Origin of the sequence: Massilia sp. UYP11, assembly GCF_050434805.1 — a bacterium.
Classification (GTDB): domain Bacteria; phylum Pseudomonadota; class Gammaproteobacteria; order Burkholderiales; family Burkholderiaceae_D; genus Telluria.
Genome location: NZ_JBNDJE010000008.1, coordinates 39,669 through 55,861 on the forward strand (window position 1 = coordinate 39,669; position 16,193 = coordinate 55,861).

General features: G+C 66.3%; 15 protein-coding genes and 1 riboswitch. Of the genes, 3 read left to right on the plus strand and 12 right to left on the minus strand.

Annotated features, from left to right (window positions below; genetic code table 11):
* Window positions 1-3: 3 nt before the first annotated feature.
* The 3 genes from ABIB38_RS13315 to ABIB38_RS13325 form a co-directional block, all read right to left on the minus strand.
* Window positions 4-852, minus strand: coding sequence for a hypothetical protein (locus ABIB38_RS13315; RefSeq protein WP_429204516.1), 849 nt, complete (start codon window positions 850-852; stop codon window positions 4-6).
* 201 nt (window positions 853-1,053) lie between these two features.
* Window positions 1,054-2,160, minus strand: a complete 1,107-nt coding sequence (locus tag ABIB38_RS13320) for an S-(hydroxymethyl)glutathione dehydrogenase/class III alcohol dehydrogenase (protein ID WP_429204518.1) — start codon at window positions 2,158-2,160, stop codon at window positions 1,054-1,056.
* Window positions 2,161-2,333: 173 nt separating this feature from the next.
* Window positions 2,334-2,870 (minus strand): N-acetyltransferase family protein, encoded by a 537-nt coding sequence (locus ABIB38_RS13325; RefSeq protein ID WP_429204520.1) that lies wholly within the window; start codon window positions 2,868-2,870, stop codon window positions 2,334-2,336.
* Window positions 2,871-2,951: 81 nt separating this feature from the next.
* Here ABIB38_RS13325 and ABIB38_RS13330 point away from each other — a divergent pair, with 81 nt between their 5' ends.
* Window positions 2,952-3,161: a hypothetical protein gene (locus tag ABIB38_RS13330; RefSeq protein ID WP_429204521.1), complete on the plus strand. Its 210-nt coding sequence runs from the start codon at window positions 2,952-2,954 to the stop codon at window positions 3,159-3,161.
* Between the two features lie 6 nt (window positions 3,162-3,167).
* Here ABIB38_RS13330 and ABIB38_RS13335 read toward each other — a convergent pair whose 3' ends face one another.
* From ABIB38_RS13335 to ABIB38_RS13370, 8 genes are all read right to left on the minus strand, one after another.
* The gene (locus ABIB38_RS13335) at window positions 3,168-3,881 is read right to left on the minus strand and encodes an ion channel (RefSeq protein ID WP_429204522.1); all 714 of its coding nucleotides are present in this window, start codon (window positions 3,879-3,881) and stop codon (window positions 3,168-3,170) included.
* Window positions 3,882-3,919: 38 nt separating this feature from the next.
* Entirely contained in the window at window positions 3,920-4,534 is a 615-nt protein-coding gene (thiE, locus tag ABIB38_RS13340; protein WP_429204524.1) for a thiamine phosphate synthase, read from the minus strand.
* 11 nt (window positions 4,535-4,545) lie between these two features.
* Window positions 4,546-5,301 carry a bifunctional hydroxymethylpyrimidine kinase/phosphomethylpyrimidine kinase gene (locus ABIB38_RS13345; RefSeq protein WP_429204526.1) on the minus strand — a complete coding sequence of 252 codons (756 nt, stop codon included), beginning with the start codon at window positions 5,299-5,301 and terminating at the stop codon, window positions 4,546-4,548.
* Window positions 5,298-6,104: a thiazole synthase gene (locus ABIB38_RS13350; RefSeq protein WP_429204695.1), complete on the minus strand. Its 807-nt coding sequence runs from the start codon at window positions 6,102-6,104 to the stop codon at window positions 5,298-5,300. The genes ABIB38_RS13345 and ABIB38_RS13350 overlap by 4 nt, the downstream gene beginning before the upstream one ends.
* Before the next feature lie 22 nt (window positions 6,105-6,126).
* The gene (gene thiS, locus ABIB38_RS13355; protein ID WP_429204527.1) at window positions 6,127-6,330 is read right to left on the minus strand and encodes a sulfur carrier protein ThiS; all 204 of its coding nucleotides are present in this window, start codon (window positions 6,328-6,330) and stop codon (window positions 6,127-6,129) included.
* On the minus strand, window positions 6,331-8,256 hold the full coding sequence (gene thiC, locus ABIB38_RS13360) for a phosphomethylpyrimidine synthase ThiC (RefSeq protein WP_429204529.1): 1,926 nt from the start codon (window positions 8,254-8,256) through the stop codon (window positions 6,331-6,333). It abuts the gene before it with no gap.
* 73 nt (window positions 8,257-8,329) lie between these two features.
* A riboswitch (TPP riboswitch) is annotated at window positions 8,330-8,436 on the minus strand.
* A gap of 81 nt (window positions 8,437-8,517) precedes the next feature.
* Window positions 8,518-8,928: a hypothetical protein gene (locus tag ABIB38_RS13365; protein ID WP_429204530.1), complete on the minus strand. Its 411-nt coding sequence runs from the start codon at window positions 8,926-8,928 to the stop codon at window positions 8,518-8,520.
* Window positions 8,925-11,054, minus strand: coding sequence for a hypothetical protein (locus ABIB38_RS13370; protein WP_429204532.1), 2,130 nt, complete (start codon window positions 11,052-11,054; stop codon window positions 8,925-8,927). Before ABIB38_RS13370 ends, ABIB38_RS13365 begins: the two co-directional genes overlap by 4 nt.
* A gap of 318 nt (window positions 11,055-11,372) precedes the next feature.
* On the opposite strand from ABIB38_RS13370, the gene ABIB38_RS13375 reads away from it, so the two are divergent.
* The gene (locus ABIB38_RS13375; protein WP_429204534.1) at window positions 11,373-14,171 is read left to right on the plus strand and encodes a valine--tRNA ligase; all 2,799 of its coding nucleotides are present in this window, start codon (window positions 11,373-11,375) and stop codon (window positions 14,169-14,171) included.
* Between the two features lie 229 nt (window positions 14,172-14,400).
* Here the strand turns inward: ABIB38_RS13375 and ABIB38_RS13380 are convergent, their stop codons facing one another.
* The gene (locus tag ABIB38_RS13380) at window positions 14,401-15,471 is read right to left on the minus strand and encodes an MBL fold metallo-hydrolase (RefSeq protein WP_429204535.1); all 1,071 of its coding nucleotides are present in this window, start codon (window positions 15,469-15,471) and stop codon (window positions 14,401-14,403) included.
* 91 nt (window positions 15,472-15,562) lie between these two features.
* On the opposite strand from ABIB38_RS13380, the gene ABIB38_RS13385 reads away from it, so the two are divergent.
* Window positions 15,563-16,174 carry a TetR/AcrR family transcriptional regulator gene (locus ABIB38_RS13385; RefSeq protein ID WP_429204537.1) on the plus strand — a complete coding sequence of 204 codons (612 nt, stop codon included), beginning with the start codon at window positions 15,563-15,565 and terminating at the stop codon, window positions 16,172-16,174.
* The last annotated feature ends 19 nt before the right edge of the window (window positions 16,175-16,193 follow it).

The window sequence follows — 16,193 nt, forward strand, 5'->3', positions numbered from 1 at the left end:
TGATCACGGCCGCGGCGCCGCCTGCGCCAGTCCCCTGGCGCGCGCATCGCGAATCAGTGCGCGCACGGTCTTGTCGGCGGCCTTGCTCTCGCGCTCCATTTCCTTGCCCAGTTCGCCCATGCGCCGGCCCAGCTTTTCCATCGGCTGGTTGGCGCTTTCCATCTGGCGGCCGATGTCTTCCATCGAGGCGCGCTGCTGGCGCGCCTGCGGGCCGTTGTAGGCGTCGCTGATACGCACGCCCGCGTCGGACATGCGCTTGCCGGTCTCGGCCATCTTTTGCTGGATGAGGCGGCGCTCCCCGTCATCCTCGGCCGCGGCCATCTGCCGGCTGAGCTCGTCCATATGCCGGCTCAGCGCCTGCATGCCGTCGTCGACCTCGCGCATGTCGCGCTCGCTCGGCAGGTTCGCGGGCCTGGCGGCGGCGCGCTCCATGTCGCGGCCCAGCGCTTCGACCTTCTTGCCGTGTTTTTCCATTTCCTTGCCATGGACGTTCATCAATTCGCCCAGCCGGTCGAGTGGGGCCCAGGCGGCGCGCGCCCGCCTGAGGGTCTCGGGGTCCTGGATCACGTAGCCGCGCCCGTCCGCGCGGAACCAGATGAATTCGCCCTTGATGGCGCGTTGGGCGGCGCGCACCTCGTCCCAGTCGTCGCTGCTGCCGCTGATGTCGAAGCCGCCGGATGTGTCGCGCACCAGGGCGTACGGCTCGTCCGCGGCCGCCACGCGCACCACGCGCGGCTTGCCGTCGGCCGCCGCCTGGGCCGGCATGGCGAACGCCGCCAGGGCGGCCAGGCCGAGAAGCGGAAGCGGAATCGGAAGCGCCAGTTTCCAGCGAGGCGATGCGGTGCGTGACATGGGTCGGTCTCCAGTGATGGGCCGGACGCGGCCGGCGATGCAGGCACTGTAGACAACACGGCATGCGCCGCCCAGCGCGCTGCGACAGACGGTCGAAATCGCGGAACAGGCGGTCAGGACGGCGCCAGAACGACAACGCGGCCCGAAGGCCGCGCAGGACAGGCATCGACGGCGGACCGGACGGCCCGCCGGCGAGGACGATCAGTACACCACGACCGAGCGGATCGACTCGCCTGACTTCATCAGGTCGAAGCCTTCGTTGATGCGCTCCAGCGGCAGGTGGTGGGTGATCAGGTCGTCGATATTGATCTTGTTTTCCATATACCAGTCGACGATCTTCGGCACGTCGGTACGGCCGCGCGCGCCACCGAAGGCCGAGCCCTTCCACTCGCGACCGGTCACCAGCTGGAACGGACGGGTGGAAATTTCTTGGCCGGCAGCCGCCACGCCGATGATGATCGACTGGCCCCAACCCTTGTGGCAGCACTCCAGCGCCTGGCGCATGGTGTTGACGTTGCCCACGCACTCGAAGCTGTAGTCGGCGCCGCCGTCGGTCAGCTGGACGATGCTGTCGACGACGTTCTCGACCGTGGTCGGGTTGATGAAATGGGTCATGCCGAACTTGCGCGCCATGGCTTCGCGTTCGGGGTTCAGGTCGACGCCGATGATCTTGTCGGCGCCAACCATCTTGGCGGCCTGGATCACGTTCAGGCCGATGCCGCCCAGGCCGAACACGACCACGTTGGCGCCCGCTTCGACCTTGGCGGTGAAGATCACGGCGCCGATGCCGGTGGTGACGCCGCAACCGATGTAGCAGATCTTGTCGAACGGCGCGTCATTGCGCACCTTGGCCAGCGCGATCTCGGGAACCACGATGTAGTTCGAGAAGGTCGAGGTGCCCATGTAATGGAAGATCGGCTTGCCGTCCAGCGAGAAACGCGAGGTCGCGTCGGGCATCAGGCCGCGGCCCTGGGTCGAGCGGATCGCCTGGCACAGGTTGGTCTTGCGCGACAGGCAGAATTTGCATTGGCGGCATTCCGGCGTGTACAGCGGAATCACATGATCGTCGCGGCGCAAACTGGTCACGCCGGGACCGACGTCGACCACCACGCCCGCGCCTTCATGGCCCAGGATGGCCGGGAAGATGCCTTCGGGATCGGCGCCCGACAGCGTGTAGTAGTCGGTATGGCAGATGCCGGTGGCCTTGACCTCGACCAGCACCTCGCCGGCCTTCGGACCTTCGAGTTCAACCTCTTCGATCGTGAGCGGATGGCCCGCCTTCCATGCAATTGCTGCCTTCGTTTTCATGTCGTATTCCCGTTACTTGAAGAAAAACCGCGCGTCCATGACCGCGCCGCAAAAGAGACATGATAACAAGCTTGCGCAATCACGTTCGGGTATGGCCCGGCAATCATTCGCCGGTGACGCCAGCGCCAGGCCCAGGTTTTTCTCGTCGCGGCCTGCGCGTCATGGCCGGCGCGTTATGGCCTGCCTGAGCGCGCCGGCCCGGGAAGCGTGAGCCGCATGCGCTGCTCCATCAGGTCCGAGCCCGGCCGCAAGGGTTCGCGCACGCCGGCCTCGACGAAGCCGGCGCGCTCATACAGGCGCAAGGCGTCGGCATTGGTGCAGGTCACGCCCAGCTGCAACGCCTGCGCGCCGCGCGCCGTGGCCCAGCGCACCGCATCGTCCAGCAAGGCGCCGGCCACGCCCTGCCCGCGTGCTTCGGGCGCCACCCACATCTGGAACAAGTTGACGATGGCGGGATCGTCGCCATCTTCCTTGGCCCAGGCCAGGCCGATGAACTCGCCATTCGCCTCGGCGGCCAGCGCGCGGTCGATGCCGGATGTGGTCGAGCGCGCCAGCCGCGCGGCCCAGGTCTCGGGCGCCAGCGCCTCTTCGGCGGCCAGCGTGCTGCCGAAGGCGTCCGGCGCATCGGCCAGCGCGCGCAGGCGGATCGCACGGTAGGCCGGCCATTCTTCGGCGCCAAACGGCCGGATGAAGAATGTGGGATGAACCATGGCGAGCTTTCGCTTATTGAGGGAAAACAATTCTAGCAGGCAGTATTCGGTCCATTGCCGAGCGCCCTGGAGCGCCGACGATTGGTATCAAAGCCCCTCACCGAGGAGAGAGGCCATGTCCGAACTGAACAAGCGCATCCTGCAGCAGGCGAATGCAGCGGTGATCTCGGCGAGATCGAATCGAAGGACGAGCAAGGCAACGTGGTTCAGAACGCCTACAGCGACGTCTGGCGTTTCCGCGACGGCGAGATGGCCGAGCTGCGCGCCTTCGTGGTGCCGGTCAAGAAGTGAGAAGGCCTAGTCTTTTTCCCAGTCCTGCATGCGGCGCTTGCGCGCCCGCCCGACCGCGATCCGGTTGCGCGTGGTGAAGGCGATCAGGCGCGCCACCACCACCGCCAGGTACATCAGCCCAACCAGCATCTCGACGCTGGCCAGCGCCCGCGCATGCACGGTCAGCGGGATCACGTCGCCGATGCCGGTGCTCGACAGCAGCGCGAAGCTCAGGTAGTTCAGTTCGGTCCAGGTGCGCGGCGCGGCCGCGTTGACGGCGGCCGCGAAGCTGCCGGGATGGAGTTCCTGCACCAGCATGTACATGTGGGTGAACGCCCATGCAAGCAGGGTAAACGTGGCGCCGGCCGCGAACAGCTCGTCGGTGGTGGCCAGCTCGTCGTCCATCATGTAGGCGATCAGGCTGCCCGCCGCATAGAAGTAGAACAGCGCCTCCAGGCCCGACGACCAGGCCAGCAACTGCGCCGGGCCGAACAGGATCTGCGCCAGCAGCAAGGCGATGATCGGCACCGCCAGCGCCCAGCTGACCCGCACCTCGCCCGGCGTGCGCCGCACCATGCGGATGGTAAAGGCCAGCACCACGATGCCGAAGGCATTGAAGGCTACCTGGCCGGCCGGCGTGCCCTCGATGAAGGGATAGGCCAGCATGCCGACCAGCTGGACCAGCAACAGGATGGCGGACGGGTGACGGCGGGTGTGGGCAAACAGCAGCAATGGGCGCATGGAGGGACGACGGGAATCACGATGCGCCTATTGTAGAGTCAGGCAGGCGGGAACAGCGCGCCAAATGCGCGCGCCGCCGCGCCGGGGTCACCCGATCCGTACACGCTCGTGATCGCCGCCACCAGGTCGATCCCGCGCGCTACCAGCGGCGCCGCATTCTCCGGGGTCATGCCGCCGATGACGACGATCGGCACCGTCAACTCGGCGCGCGCCTGGTCCAGCAACTCGGGCGGCGTCACGAAGGTGTACTTCTTGACCGGCGACGGATAAAAGCCGCCGAAGGCGACGTAGCTGGCGCCGGCCTGGACCGCCGCGCGCGCCAGGGCCAGTTCGCCGTAGCACGAGGCGCCGACGATCTTGTCCGCCCCCAGCAGCGCGCGCGCCTCGCGCACGCCCCCATCGGTATGGCCCAGGTGCACGCCGTCGGCGTCGATCGCCTGGCACAGGTCGACGTGGTCGTTGATGACCAGCGGCCGGCCATGGCGGCGGCACAGCGCCAGCAGCGCCGTCGCCTGCTCCCGGCGCAATGCGGGGCCGGCTTCCTTGTGGCGGTACTGGACCAGCGCAGCGCCGGCGCCAAGGGCGGCATCGGTCGCCAGGATCAGTTTTTCCGTATCGTCCCAGTTCGGGGTAACGAGGTACAAGCCGCGCATGTCGGCTCCTTTCAGGTTGTCGGTTGCAACAGGCGGCGCGGGATGCGCTGCCCTGGCGCCAGCGCATACGACTGCGCCAGCGTATGGTGGGTATAGGCCTGGGCCGCGTCGAGCGCCGCCTCCATATGCTCGCCCAACGCCAGCCGCGCCGCCAGCGCCGCGGCCAGCGTGCAGCCGCTGCCGTGGTAGCCGTGCGGCAGGCGCGGCCAGCGCCAGGCGCGCGCCTCGACGCCGTCGACCAGCCAGCGGTTGACGACGATGTCGCCCGCGGCGTGGCCGCCGGTCACCAGCGCCTGGCGGCCGGCCAGCCCGCCGTGCGCCTCCAGTGCCGCGCGCTCGGGCAGGTTGGGCAGCACGATCGTCGCCAGCGCCAGCAGTTCGCGCAGCGCGCCGACGGCGTCGCCCTGCCCCAGCGCATCGCCATGGCCGCTGGCCAGCACCGGATCGAGCACCACCGGCAAGGTGGGCCGGCGCGCGCGCAAGGCCCGGATGACGTCCGCGATCGCCGCCGCGTTGGCGGCGTTGCCGGGGATGCCAAGCTTGACCGCTCCGATCTCGAAGGCCGCCAGCAGCGGCGCCGCCTGGCGCGCGATCCAGGCGGCATCGACCGGGCGCGCCGCATGGACGCGGTTGTTGTCCTGCGCCGTCAGGGCGGTGGCCACCGGCAGCGGATGCGCGCCCTGCGCCGCGATCGCCAGGATGTCGGCGGCCAGACCGGCGCCGCCGCCGGGGTCGAGCCCGGCGAACACCAGCACGCAGGCGGTCATCCGGTGATCTTTCCTTCACTGGGTGACGAAGGCGAGGCGGCGAAGCGCTTGGGCATGCGGCCGGCGAGATACGCATCGCGCCCCGCCAGCACCGCATGCTTCATGGCGCGCGCCATGCGCACCGGGTCGCCCGCGGCGGCGATCGCGGTGTTCATCAACACGCCGTCGCAGCCCAGTTCCATCGCGATCGCGGCGTCCGACGCCGTGCCGACGCCGGCGTCGACCAGTACCGGCACCGTGGCCTGCTCGATGATCAACGACAGGTTCCACGGATTGAGGATGCCCATACCCGAGCCGATCAGGGACGCCAGCGGCATCACCGCCACACAGCCGATCTCCTGCAGGATGCGGGCCTGGATCGGATCGTCGCTGCAGTAGACCATGACGTCGAAGCCGTCCTTCACCAGGGCCTCCGCCGCGACCAGGGTCTCGGGCATGTGCGGGAACAGCGTCTTCTGGTCGCCCAGCACCTCGAGCTTGACCAGCTTGTGCCCGCCCAGCAGCTCGCGCGCCATCTGCAAGGTGTAGATCGCGTCCCTGGCGGTGTAGCAGCCGGCCGTGTTCGGCAAGATGGTGAAGTCGCTCGGGGGCAGCACGTCGAGCAGGCTCGGCGCGTTCGGGTCCTGGCCGATGTTCACGCGGCGGATCGCCACCGTGACGATCTCGGCGCCGGCGGCCAGCGTGGCTTCGCGGGTCTGCTCCAGGTCGCGGTACTTGCCGCTGCCGACCAGCAGGCGCGATCGGTAGGCGCGGCCGGCGATGGTCAGCGTGTCGTTCTTCAGCTCATTGCTCACTTCGTTCATTGCGTTCATCTTCATCCTCCTGTCAGCCGCCACCGATGGCGCGCACGATATCGACCCGGTCCCGTTCATTCAGGCGCCGGTGCAGCCATTGCTGGCGCGGCACCACTTCGCGGTTGACCGCGAGCGCCATCCCCTGCCCGCTCAGGCCCAGCTGCTCCAGCAGGCCGGACAGGGTTTGCCCGGGCGGCACCTGGCACGGCGCGCCGTTCACTTCGATCGGCGTCATTCACACCTCCCGGTACAGCTGGGCGCCGTTCTTCACGAACTCGATGGCCTTTTCCTGCATGCCCTGGGCCAGCGCGGACTCACCCTGCACGCCCCTGGCGGCGGCGTACTCGCGCACCTCCTGGGTGATCTTCATCGAGCAGAAATGCGGGCCGCACATCGAGCAGAAGTGGGCGACCTTGGCCGAATCCTTCGGCAGCGTCTCGTCGTGGAATTCGCGCGCCTTGTCCGGGTCGAGCCCGAGGTTGAACTGGTCTTCCCAGCGGAACTCGAAGCGCGCCTTCGACAGCGCGTTGTCGCGCAGCTGGGCGCCGGGATGGCCCTTGGCCAGGTCGGCCGCGTGCGCGGCGATCTTGTAGGTGATGATGCCGTCCTTGACGTCGTTCTTGTCGGGCAGGCCCAGGTGCTCCTTGGGCGTCACGTAGCACAGCATGGCGGTGCCGTACCAGCCGATATTGGCCGCGCCGATGCCCGAGGTGATGTGGTCGTAACCGGGAGCGATGTCGGTGGTGAGCGGTCCCAGCGTGTAGAACGGCGCCTCGTGGCACTGCTCCAGCTGCAGGTCCATGTTTTCCTTGATCAGGTGCAGCGGCACGTGGCCGGGGCCCTCGATGATGGTCTGCACGTCGTGCTTCCAGGCGATCTGGGTCAGCTCGCCCAGGGTCTTGAGCTCGGCCAGCTGGGCCTCGTCGTTGGCGTCGTAGATCGAACCGGGGCGCAGGCCGTCGCCCAGGCTGAACGAGACGTCATAGGCCTTCATGATCTCGCAGATGTCCTCGAAATGCGTGTACAGGAACGATTCGCGGTGGTGGGCCAGGCACCACTTGGCCATGATCGAGCCGCCGCGCGAGACGATGCCCGTCAGGCGATTGGCCGTCATGGGCACATACCGCAGCAGCACGCCGGCGTGGATGGTGAAGTAGTCGACGCCCTGCTCGGCCTGTTCGATCAGGGTGTCGCGGAAGATCTCCCACGTCAGGTCCTCGGCCTTGCCGTTGACCTTTTCCAGCGCCTGGTAGATCGGCACCGTGCCGATCGGCACCGGACTGTTACGCAGGATCCATTCGCGCGTCTCGTGGATGTGCTTGCCGGTCGACAGGTCCATCACCGTGTCGGCGCCCCAGCGGATGGCCCAGGTCATCTTTTCCACTTCCTCGCCGATCGACGAGGTGACGGCCGAGTTGCCGATATTGGCGTTGACCTTCACCAGGAAGTTGCGGCCGATGATCATCGGCTCCAGTTCCGGGTGGTTGATGTTGGCCGGGATCACGGCGCGGCCGCGCGCGACTTCCGAGCGCACGAATTCGGGCGTGATCTCGTGCGGGATGCTGGCGCCGAACGACTGGCCCGGATGCTGGCGGCCCAGCAGCGCCGCCACCCGCTGGCCCATCGGGCCCGAGGATTCCAGCGAGGCGATGTATTCCTTGCGCTGCATGTTTTCGCGCAGGGCAATGAATTCCATCTCGGGGGTGATGATGCCCTGGCGCGCGTAGTGCATCTGGGTGACGTTGCGCCCGCCATGGGCGCGGCGCGGCGCGCGCTGCAGGTTGAAGCGCAGCGCGGCCAGCTGCGGGTCGTTCAGCCGCGCCTGGCCGTAGCGCGAGGTCGGGCCGTCCAGCAGCTCGGTGTCGCCGCGCTCGGCGATCCATGCCTGGCGCATCGGCGCCAGACCGCTGCGGATGTCGATCGCCGTGCCCGGCTCGGTATACGGACCGGAGGTGTCATAGACGAACAGCGGCGGATTCGGTTCGGCGCCGAAGCTGTCGGGCGTGGGCGACTGGCTGATTTGGCGCATCGGCACGCGGATGTCGGGCCGGCTGCCTGCGATGTAAACCTTGCGCGAATTTGGTAGTGGATGGATGGCCGCGTCGTCCACCGTGGCGGTGGCGGCGTCGAATACCCGAGATGATTTCAGAGGTGCGTTCATGTGGCTCCCTTGCTTGCGGAGCCAGCAAAGGAGGTGCCGGTGAGTGCAAGGCGGAACGGATGTGCGCCCGCTTGCATCGATTCGGCTGCTTCCCTTCGCTGGCATTATCCAGATCAGGTTCGGAGGGTATTTCTCACCCACGCTCCACTGATATGGCGCGCAGGACCCCTAGCGTTCGCCGCCTGGGAGCCTGAGCTCCCGGACAGCAGGCCGATTATAGCCCAATCATTTTTCGATGGGCAGAAAATCCATCTGGTGTTGTCACAGCATCGGAGGCTCTTGCTCCAGCGCATGTAGGTGCAGCTCGCCGTTCACGGATCGCACCTCGACGAACGGCGTGCGCGCCGGCGCAATGGCCTGCGCAACCGGTGGCCCGCCGTCGACCGACACCTCGAGCTGCACGCTGTCGGCCGCGGTCTGGACGTCGACTGCGTCCGCGCGCGAGATCGTCCAGTCGGTGCTGACGCCGGAGCGCTGGTACACCTGCTTGCCGTCGACCCGCACGCTCACGGTATTGTTCTGGAAGCCTTCGCCCAGCCTCACGCGTAATGTCATGATTTTCTTCTCCTCATCGAGTGCCGGCGTCGGGTCGCCGGACCGGGCGCGCTCCGAGCACGCCGGTCCGGACAATCCCAGCGCCAGCATGAAGGCAATCCAGGCCTGGCGCTTCATTGCTCGTCAGGCTTGCTGGCAGGCTGGATCGACATCCGGTTCAGGCTATCCTGCGCTCCCCGTTCGTCCCCGGTCGCTTTCTGGATGCACGAAAGACTGTACAGCACCTGGTTTTCCGACACCGGGTCGAGCACGTGGGCGCCGGTCACGCTCGAGAGCAAGGCGATGCTTTCCTCGGCCCGGGCGGGACGCACGGTGACGGACCTGCCTTCGCCCGCATTGACAGTCTTGAATACCCGCGCCGCATTGATGCCCTTGACCATGCGCGCATAGGCGGCCAGTGGGTGCGCGCCGAAGCGGTCGATCACCTCGTCGAACGCGTCGTTGCCGGCACGCAGCGAAACGTTGTCCGAGCCCTGCAGGTAGAGCAGCACACCCTGGTCGTCGCCCATGAACAGGTCGGCCAGCGTGTCCTCGTCGCGGGTGACCGGGTAGCGCACCCGGATCGTCAGGATGTCGGACAGCACTTGCGAGCCGTCGAGCGCCGCATAGGCCGCGCGCACGCGGTAATGGCCCGGCTGGTCGAAGTAGAAGCCGCCCTTGCCGTAGCCGATGTAGGCGCTGTCGCGCACCTCGTCGTCCACGCCGAGCATTTTCTGGCGTTCGCCGACCAGGTGGTCGATCATCGGCTCGTAGGCGACGACCTGGCCGCCCGGCTTGCTGATGACGACCCTGACCAGGCCGAAATCGGGGTGCAGCCAGGTGTGGGCGCGGCGTCCGCGGGTGGTGGTGGCCTTGAGCTTGAGTTCGAGCACGACCGGTTCACCCAGCGCGAAGCTGCGCTGGTGGGTCGAGATTCCCAGCACCAGCCCCGACTCGTCCGAGATCGGATCGGCCAGCACTTCGCGGCCCAGCGACGAACCGACGATGAAGTTGTTGCCGCCCATGATGACGTCGTTGCGGAAGCCATGGCGCAGGTGGATCAGTTCCTCGTCGTCGAAGCGGAAGTCGAAGCTGCTCCAGAAACCGGCCGGGCCGCCTTTCGGGTAGTACCACGGGTAGTTCATCCACGACAGCGCATCCGGCCGGTCGGGCTTGGGCGGCGAGGCCAGCGACTTCTGCCAGGAGTGCAGCAGATTGAAGCAGTGGCCGAGTTCGTGCACATAGGTGTACAGCTGCAGCCGCTGCTGCTCGGCCGTGGCGCCGCCGATCCCCGCATGGAATACGGCGCAGCCCTGGCGCTGCCTGCCCTGCTGGTCGAACATGATGCCGTACAGGCCGGCGCCGTAGTCATGCTGCTGGGCCACCAGCTGCCAGACGCACCATTGCTGCACGTCGCTCCACAAGGTGAAGTGGGCCTGCATCGAGGCGTGCAGCTCGGCATTGCTCCAGGTGGCGTTGGGGCCGGCATCGCCGATATTGATCACATTGTTGCCGGCGGTCGGCACCATGCCGATGCCGGCCTCGCCGAAGGCGCTGACCACGTTCAGGTTGCGCGCGCTGCCGCCGGACGGCAGCGAACCGGTGTGATAGCTGGCGAACGGCGCGGTGGCGAGATCCGAGACGCTGTCGGTTTCGATGCGCACCGTGCGAAAGTGCAGGGACGAGAACGGGCAGTGATAGGACGCGCCCGGCGAATTGGTGACGGTAAAGAACTGCAGGGTCGCGGCCGCCTGCGGCTGCAGGATATTCGCCCGCGGGACGGTGACCTGCACCACCGGGGCGCCGGCCGCGAAGGTATAGCGGCCCATGCCCTTGACCACGACCTTGGCGGCGGACACGGTGACCGCCGGGCTGTCCACCACGAAGGAGCCGAAATACGAGGTGGTCTTGCCGACGGTGTGATAAAAGTCGCCGCTCACCCGTTTCATGGGCCGGCTGCGGTCGACGTCAACCCGCAATTCCACCTGGAACGCGCCCAGGGCCCCGGCATAACAGCCGCTCACCGCCTTCTTGATCGGCAGCGGGACCGGCGGAATCGGGAATGTCGGGATCGGCGCCGGTGGCGCGTGGGGAACGGCCGGCGCCTCGGGCATGGCGCCGGTGGGGGCGGCGTCGTGGGATTCGCCGAGTCCCAGTTCGCCGTTGGACAGGCCGGACACTTCTTCATAGCTCATCTGGCCACTGCTATCCAGAAGCGCCTCTTCGCCGGCATTTTCGACCCCGGTTGGATCAATTTGTGACATGATGACTCTCCTCGATGCAACATTCCTCGCACGGCCAGGCGGGCCGGCCGCGTTCCGGTCTTGCGAACTCGTCCTCCTTGAATGCCGATGTGCTGCTTGGACCGTGGTGGCGCGGCGCGCGATTCGTCCAGGCCGTCGACTTTCGGCGTGATCCGAGACGCGTTTAGAGGAAAATCAAATGAGCATCACAATGACCCCCAGCAGGAGCGAAAGGGACAGCGCGCAGCGCCGGTATCCGGCGATTCCGCCGAGTTAGGCTGGCGATGTAAGGTGACCTATAATGGTTCTTTCGCCAAAAATTTCACCTACCAGCACATCATGGAATTAGCCAAGTCTTTCGAGCCAGCCGATATTGAACAGTTCTGGCGCGCCGAGTGGGAAAAACGCGGTTACTTCACCGCCACCATGGACGAGGGCAAGCCGTCCTTCAGCATCCAGCTGCCGCCGCCGAACGTGACCGGCACCCTGCACATGGGCCACGCGTTCAACCAGACCATCATGGATGGCCTGACCCGCTATTACCGCATGCGCGGCTACAACACCGCCTGGGTGCCGGGCACCGACCACGCCGGCATCGCGACCCAGATCGTGGTCGAGCGCCAGCTCGACGCCCAGAAGATCTCGCGCCACGACCTCGGCCGCGACGCATTCCTGGAAAAAGTCTGGGAGTGGAAGGAAAAGTCGGGCAACACCATCACCGGCCAGATGCGCCGCCTGGGCGCCTCGGCCGACTGGCAGCGCGAATACTTCACGATGGACGACGCCCGCTCGAAGGCGGTGGTCGAAGTCTTCGTGCGCCTGTACGAGCAGGGCCTGATCTACCGCGGCAAGCGCCTGGTCAACTGGGACCCGGTGCTGGGCACGGCCGTCTCCGACCTCGAAGTCGATTCGCAGGAAGAAGACGGCTCGATGTGGTACATCCAGTATCCGCTGGCGGACGGCAGCGGCCACCTGACGGTCGCCACCACCCGTCCCGAGACCATGCTGGGCGACGTCGCGGTCGCGGTCGACCCGCTTGACGAACGCTATGCCCACCTGCACGGCAAGATGATCAAGCTGCCGTTGACCGGGCGCGAGATCCCGATCATTGCCGACAGCTACGTCGACAAGGAATTCGGCACCGGCTGCGTCAAGATCACGCCGGCCCACGACTTCAACGACTACGCCGTCGGCCAGCGCGCGAACCTGGAGCCGATCAATATCTTCACGCTGGACGCGAAGATCAACGACAACGCGCCAGAACAGTATCGCGGCCTGGACCGCTTCGCCGCGCGCAAGCAGATCGTCGCCGACCTGGAAGCGCTCGGCCTGATGGAGCAGATCAAGCCGCACAAGCTGATGGTTCCGCGCGGCGACCGCACCAACGTCGTGATCGAGCCGATGCTGACCGACCAGTGGTTCGTCGCCATGACCAAGCCGGCGCCCGAAGGCACCTTCAATCCGGGCAAGTCGATCACCGACGTGGCGCTGGAAAAAGTCGCCAATGGCGAGATCAAGTTCGTGCCCGAGAACTGGAGCACCACCTATAACCAGTGGCTGGGCAACATCCAGGACTGGTGCATCTCGCGTCAGCTGTGGTGGGGCCACCGCATCCCGGCCTGGTTCGCCGAGGACGGCAGCATCATCGTCGCGCGTGACGAGGAAGAAGCGAAAGCCAAGGCCGCCGCGCAAGGCGTCACGGGGGCGCTGCGCCGCGACGACGACGTGCTCGACACCTGGTTCTCGTCGGCCCTGGTGCCCTTCTCGACCATGGGCTGGCCCGAGGAAACGCCGGACATGAAGATGTTCCTGCCGTCGTCGGTGCTGGTCACCGGCTTCGACATCATCTTCTTCTGGGTGGCGCGCATGGTCATGATGACCGCCCACTTCACCGGCAAGGTGCCGTTCGAGACCGTGTACGTGCACGGCCTGGTGCGCGACTCGCAGGGCCAGAAGATGTCCAAGTCGAAGGGCAATACGCTCGACCCGATCGACCTGATTGATGGAATAGATCTCGATAGCCTGGTTGCCAAGCGCACCACCGGCCTGATGGACCCGCGCGCGGCCGAGAAAATCGCCAAGGCCACCCGCAAGGAATTCCCGGACGGAGTCCCGGCCTTCGGCACCGACGCCGTGCGCTTCACCATGGCGAGCTACGCTTCGCTGGGCCGCAACATCAACTTCGACCTGGGCCGCGCCGAGGGTTATCGCAACTTCTGCAACAAGCTGTGGAACGCGACCCGCTTCGTGATGATGAATACCGAAGGCAAGGATTGCAGCGCCCCGTTGCCTGAAGATCTGTCTCCGGCGGATCGCTGGATCATCTCGCTGATGAACCGCGTCGAACTGGACGTGGCCAAGGGCTTTGCCGACTACCGCTTCGACAACATCGCCAGCAGCATCTACAAATTCGTGTGGGACGAGTACTGCGACTGGTACCTGGAAGTGGCCAAGGTGCGCGTCCAGCAGGGCACCGAAGCGCAGCAGCGCGCTACCCGCCACACCCTGCTGCGGGTGCTGGAAGTGATCCTGCGCCTGGCGCATCCGATCATCCCGTTCGTGACCGAGGCGCTGTGGCAGAGCATCGCGCCGCTGGCCGGCAAGACCGGCGCGACCATCATGCTGCAGCCGTACCCGCTGGCCGACACCTCGCTGGTCGACGAGGAAGCCGAAGCCTGGATGGAGCAGTTCAAGACGCTGACCGACGCCACCCGCAACCTGCGCGGCGAGATGTCGCTGTCGCCGTCGGTGCGCGTGCCGCTGATCGTCGAGCCGGGCAACCAGGAAGACCGCGCGAAGATGGCGGTGTTCGCGCCGTACATCCAGCTGCTGGGCAAACTCGCCGAAGTGCAGATCGTCGACGCGCTGCCGGAATCGCCGGCCGCGGTGTCGATCGTCGGCACCACCAAGCTGATGCTGAAGGTCGAGATCGACGTCGCCGCCGAGCGCGAGCGCCTGTCGAAAGAGATCGCGCGCGTCTCCGGCGAGATCACCAAGGCCGAGGGCAAGCTGTCCAACGAGAGCTTTGTGGCGCGCGCGCCGGCCGCCGTGGTGGCGCAGGAGAAGGAACGCGTAGCGAACTTCTCGGCGACGCTGGCCAAGATGCAGGAACAGCTGGAGAAGCTGCCGGCCGCCTGATCGGCGCAGCCCAATGAGAAACGCGGCCTCGGCCGTAATGCCGTTAAGTTAAGCTGCTGAGCTAGCCGTCAAATACGTCGTCCCCGCGCAGGCGGGGACCCAAGTTCTGCAACCGTCGTCGAAACGCTTGCAAGATTGGGTCCCCACCTTCGTGGGGACGACGTTTTTACGCTAACTCAAAAAGACTTTCGCCTTAACTTAACGTCATTACGGCCTCGACCGCGTTTTTTTATTTCAGGTTCCGCCACCAGCGCCCACCCGCATGCGGCTGCTTCAAGTCCAGCGCCTCGCCCATCTCGGGTGTGGTCAGGCTGACGCCCTCGTCGTCGGCCAGCTGCGCGATGCGGTCGAACGGATCCTGCCAGCGATGCATCCCCAGGTCGAAGGTGCCATTATGCACCGGGAACAGCCAGTGCGCTTTCAGGTCGAGGAAGGCCTGCATGGTTTCCTCGGGCTGCATGTGGACGTCGGGCCAGCGCTTGTCGTAGGCGCCGGTTTCCAGCAGCGCCACGTCGAACGGGCCGAACCTGGCGCCGATCTCCTTGAAGCCCTTGAAGTAACCGGTGTCGCCGCTGAAGAACAGGCGCAGGTCGTCATGCTGGATCACCCACGATGCCCACAGGGTCGTGTTCGCATCGGCCAGGGTGCGGCCCGAGAAATGCTGGGCCGGCGTCGCCGTGAAGCGCACGTTGCCCACCTCCGTACCCTGCCACCAGTCGAACTGGCGCACCTTGGCCCGGTCCACGCCCCAGCCAACCAGCCGGTCGCCCACGCCGAGCGGCGTCAGGAACAGCGTCGTCTTGGCCGCCAGCGCCTTGATGGCGGCGTAGTCGAGATGGTCGTAGTGGTCGTGCGACAGGATCACCGCCTTGATCGGCGGCAGTTCGTCGATCGAGATCGGCGGCGCATGAAAGCGCGCCGGGCCGGCCCATTGCACGGGCGAGGCGCGTTCGGAAAACACCGGATCGGTAAGATAGAACTCGCCGCCGAGCTTGATCAGCATGGTCGAGTGGCCGAGCCGGTACAGCGTGTTGTCGGGCGCGGCCAGCAGTGCCGCCTGGCTCAGGGTGCGGACCGGTACCGCCTGCTCGGGAATCGTGCCCTGGGGCTTGTCGAACAGGAAAATCCACCACACCTTGGCCATCTCGCCAAGGCTCAGCTTGTGTATCTCGACCGGATTACGGTATTTCCCGTCATGGAATTGGGGCGAAGCCGACGCGGTGGCGGTGCCGGCGATGGAGGTGCAGGACGCCGTGATGGCGAGTGCTCCGAGAAAGAGAATGCCGAGGAGTAGGCGCATAGGTCGATAGTTGCGATAGTAGTCGTAAAGTACACTACACAGTGTAGTATCGAAATTTGAGAAAGTAAACTGCCGAGTGTAGAATTCGCGCATGCACACGCCCACCCGCCTGACCGACCGAAAACGCAGCGCCATCCTGGCCGCCGCTGCCGAGCAGTTTCGCGTCCATGGTTATGAAACCGCCAGCATGGACGGCATCGCCGCGCTCGCGGGCGTATCGAAGCGCACCGTGTACAACCACTTCGGCAGCAAGGAAGAACTGTTCGGCGAAACGGTGATGCAGATGTTCGAGCGCAGCGCGGGCCAGCTCGAACTGCGCTACCAGCCGGAGCGCAGCCTGCGCGAGCAACTGGTCGAATTGATGTCGCTGAAAATGCGCACCCTGGCCGATCCGGAATTCATCGCGCTGGCGCGGGTGGCGATCGGCGAGGCGATCCACGCGCCGGAGCGCACGCTGCCCATCCTTGCCCGCCTGGGCGAACGCGAGGAAGGCGTCACGGCCTGGATCCGCGCGGCGCAGGCCGACGGCAAACTCAAGGCGGGCGATCCGACGTTCGCCGCCACGCTGCTGCAGGGCCAGATCAAGACCTTCGCCTTCTGGCCGCAGATCGCGATGGGCGCCACGCCGCTCGCGCCGGCCGAGCAGGAGCGCGTCATCGACGCCGCGGTGTCGATGTTCCTGTCGTATTTCGCGGCCGGCTAGAAGCTGATCACGAAGCGGG